This window comes from Lyngbya sp. CCAP 1446/10 (assembly GCF_026130175.1).
Classification (GTDB): Bacteria; Cyanobacteriota; Cyanobacteriia; order Cyanobacteriales; family Microcoleaceae; genus Microcoleus.
Genome location: NZ_JAIGNI010000120.1, coordinates 1 through 3,988, shown reverse-complemented (window position 1 = coordinate 3,988; position 3,988 = coordinate 1). Strand labels below are relative to the sequence as shown.

Annotated in this window: 3 protein-coding genes and 1 pseudogene; all 4 read left to right on the top strand. The window is 42.2% G+C overall.

Annotated features, from left to right (window positions below):
* The first annotated feature begins 30 nt into the window (after nucleotides 1-30).
* Entirely contained in the window at nucleotides 31-363 is a 333-nt protein-coding gene (locus tag K4039_RS26465) for a hypothetical protein (protein ID WP_265239478.1), read from the top strand.
* 293 nt (nucleotides 364-656) lie between these two features.
* A complete protein-coding gene (locus K4039_RS26460) occupies nucleotides 657-2,366 on the top strand; it encodes a DEAD/DEAH box helicase (RefSeq protein ID WP_265239477.1) in 1,710 nt (569 codons plus the stop codon).
* A gap of 19 nt (nucleotides 2,367-2,385) precedes the next feature.
* Complete coding sequence (locus K4039_RS26455; protein ID WP_265239476.1) at nucleotides 2,386-3,426, top strand: hypothetical protein; 1,041 nt, start codon at nucleotides 2,386-2,388, stop codon at nucleotides 3,424-3,426.
* 222 nt (nucleotides 3,427-3,648) lie between these two features.
* A pseudogene (locus tag K4039_RS30045) lies at nucleotides 3,649-3,988 on the top strand (ISAs1 family transposase); the annotation flags it as partial.

The following is a 3,988-nucleotide window of genomic DNA, read 5'->3' as shown; positions in this document are numbered from 1 at the left end:
GCCACGATTACACCCACATGAGCAAGTCGCGTGACTAGAATATCGGGAGCCGAATGCGATGAAAGTCGCACGTTCGGATCTAATTGGGAGGGGCGGGGCTTAATAGCCTCCCTCGACCTAACTCAAGCCAGAATTCATCGCCGCTCAATCCGAAACCGAGCGATCATGCGGGAACTGGGAAGTTGGGAACTGGGCGTGGCAGTTACAGAATGTGCAGGTGCTCGATCGCCCGATTCCGATTGCAGGCAAGCAGGGATTGTGGTTTGTCTGAAGCGTCGCTCACCCTGCTGTTACTCGAAGGCGATGGGCGCGGCGAGTTGCGTGCTTCTCACTCGCCCTTGGAAACTAATTGGGGCTTGCTGAAAAAGTGTACGCAGTGGAAAAACGAGGCTACACAGCTTGAAAAATAGTAGGTTTCTGGGTAAATTCCCAAATGCAAGCCAGATCCGAACAACCTGCGCTGCAAGGGTTTTGAGCCTCTATAATCCTATAACTTGCACTTCTTTCAACTAAAAAAGGTTGAACCCCTTATCTGGCAAGCTTTCTACATTTATTCAGCAAGCCCTATTTAGTCTAAACTACACTTATTACCTAGCAAAGCTTTTAGGCTAGCGGACAGGTCTGTTTAGCAGACCAAGTAAGGAAGAACCATAAATATGGAAAAAAACTATACATTTCAATTCAATCCTTCCACTGCCTTAGAAGCCCTGAAAGCTGGTAAATACGACCCGCTTAACTTCTACGAAGCGCGTTTAGACCTGTTTAACCTCTCGGTAATGGCAGACTATGACCAACTCATTTGCCTACCCACATTAACTGTTATCGACAAATACTGGTATCAGATTGAAACAGCCCGAAAAGTCCTCAGACAAATGGGTGGACGGGCATTACTAGCGGATGAAGTGGGATTGGGCAAAACCATTGAAGCTGGACTAATCATCGCCGAATACTTAGCCCGGGGGATGGTAAAGTCCATCCTAGTGTTAACTCCGGCATCCCTAGTTTCCCAATGGCAATCAGAGTTAAGTGACAAATTTAATATCGCTACTATCACCACAGATAACCGTGACCCACAACAACCGATAGACGAATTTTGGACAAATAATCCGCGAATTATCGCTTCATTAAACACGGCTAAGTCTGCTAAACATTATCTTCACGTCACCAGTCGCACTTGGGATTTGGTTGTTGTCGATGAGGCACACCATCTAAAAAATCGCAGTACCCTCAACTGGAAACTGGTCAACGCCCTCAATAAGCGGTTTATCCTCATGCTCACGGCTACGCCAGTGCAGAACTCCCTTGTGGAACTGTTTAATCTGCTAACCCTCCTCAAACCGGGACTGCTACAAACAGAAGCCGCTTTTAAAAAAGAATATGTAAATTCCAAGAATGGACGAGTCCCTAAAAATCCCGAAAAGTTACGCTCTCTGATGCGGGAAGTCATGGTACGAAATACCCGCGCCCTAGTAGATGTCAAACTGCCCAAACGCTTCGCCACCACAATTACCGTTACCCCGGCAGCCGGAGAGGAGAAACTTTACCAGGACTTGAGCGAGTACCTACGTTCTTCAGAGGACAAGCTAGACAGACTCTCCCGTACTAATTTACTAATGCGTGCTGGTTCATCCCCTGGTGCTTTGGCTGACTCTCTCAAGCAACTGACTCTTCGCTTACCCGATGAAGAACTGAAGTCTTTAGCAAGACGAGCAGCCCAGGTGAAGCAGGTCGAGAAAGCAAAAATATTGGTAGAAATGCTCTCAAAATCTTCGCAGAAAACCTTGGTCTTCACAACCCATAAAGCAACTAGCACCTATTTGGCTAAAACTCTGCAATCCGCAAATATCCCCTTTGCGGAATTTCAGGGTGGGATGTCGCTTAAACAAAAAGATGAGGCTATAGCCGCATTTCGGGATAATGTTTCTGTACTGCTAGCATCCGAAACAGGCGGTGAGGGACGTAACATCCAGTTTGCCAATGCAATCATTAATTATGACCTGCCCTGGAACCCAATGAAAATTGAACAGCGCATTGGTCGTATCCACCGCATCGGACAAACCCAGGATGTTTTTATTTTTAACTTCTGTCTCAAAGGCAGTATCGAAGAGTATATTCTGCGGATACTGCACGACAAAATTAATATGTTTGAACTGGTCGTCGGAGAAATTGAAACAATCTTAGGCAATGTGGATGATGAATTTGACTTTAGTGAAGTTGTCATGGATATCTGGCTTAAGCATCAAGTTAAACCCGAATTAGATCAAGCCTTTGAGCAATTGGCAGATAATTTATTGAAAGCTCAAAAACAATATGAGCAAATTCAAGAACTGGATGAACAGATTTTTGGCGAAGATTTTGAAGCTTGAAAAATAGATTGGATTAAATATGTTATCAGACCCAATAATTACTACTTTAGAAAAAATTGTGGCTCTCCATGACGGAATAGCTGAACCGGATGGGGAACACATTTTAAATGCGCTGTTAAATGAAAATATAGCCTCGTTACTTTCTCTCCCAGAAGAAGTAACTTTTACAACTATCACTGATGTACCTCAAAGTGTTTTTGTTACTTATCATTCAGAAGTCTTAAATAAATTATCTGAACTATTAGCTGTTAAAGGGCAGATTAGTGCTTTGGGTGTAAAATTTGATGGCCATCTAAAAAATACGGGCTTTGACAAAAGCATACCAGAGAGATTCAAACCTCAAAATGGGTTAATTCGTTTTGTAGATGCTAAACCATCAACCACTCGCTACATTTTATGTAATGTGGCTTACACAGCGAATGCCGAAGAAAAAAGGATTGGTCTAGTTTCGTTTATGATCAATGAAATAACAGGAGTAACACCAATAGAAATTGGGGATGCTTTATTTTGGGAGTCTGACAGAATGGATGTGGATAATCAAGAAACACCATTATCTATTCCTTTTGATGAGTTGTTGAAGTTAATCGAACATCAAAGTGGAATATTGATTGGAAAATCTTTAGATAATTGGCAGGCTAAATTAACAAGAGCCAGAGCTAGGGATGAAGAAAGACTCAAGGATTATTACAATACGATTAGCTCTGGGATTCGCCACAAGATTGAGTTAAAAAATTTGATTGGTGATGAATTAGATAAAGAATTAGCTCGAATTGAAGCTACTAATAGAGAGCTAGAGAGAAAATTGTTAGATATCCAAGAGCGTTATGCAATGAGTGTAGAAGCTTGGTTGCACAGTGCAATGATTATCCATCTACCTACAGTACATATTCAATGTGAGTTGCAAAGAAAGAAAACGAAACGGACTGTAACAGTAGTTTGGAATCCGTTTACTAAAATTATTGAACCTCTTTGCTGTGAATTATCAGGAGAACCTGTTTACGATTTCTATTTAGATGATGTATCAGCTAAAATTATCTCCCCGACAGTTTGGACTAGATAGGGCTTGCTGAATCAGTCCACAAATCGAATCTAAGTGCCAAACAGCTTGAAAAATGGGAGATTCGGAGATGGGTTCCCAACTTTACTCCACAATTTTTCACCGAAATCCAAGGATTTTGAGCCGACAAACGTCATAACAAAAGCACTTTTTTGTGTTTAAAAATTTTGAAACCCTTGGCAGTCATAGCTTCTAGTTCTATTCAGCAAGCCCTATCTAAGTTCTTTAACCGTAGATGCTCAAAAACATGGTTCTATTATTCGGGAACATTGGAGCATTGAAAATAAAGAACATTGGGTTTTAGATGTGACTTTTAATGAGGATAAATCTCGCGTCCGAACATTGAATAGCCCTCAAAACTTGGCTGTGCTCAGACGGATGGCCCTTAATGCCCTCAATCAAGAAACCACCCTACCGCGTAGCTTGAGACAAAAAAGGAACCGGGCAGCCATGAGTGATGAGTACATGATGCTTATTATCAAATCCTTGTTTGATACTCCCCATGCCGTGCATGCGAGGGGATTCTTGAAGAGTCCAAATACGAACCTTCAAAGGCGAAATCAAA

Coding starts and splice junctions, on each gene's coding strand:
- K4039_RS26460 (WP_265239477.1), top strand. CDS start 657: ATGGAAAAAAACTATACATTTCAATTCAATCCTTCCACTGCCTTAGAA.
- K4039_RS26455 (WP_265239476.1), top strand. CDS start 2,386: ATGTTATCAGACCCAATAATTACTACTTTAGAAAAAATTGTGGCTCTC.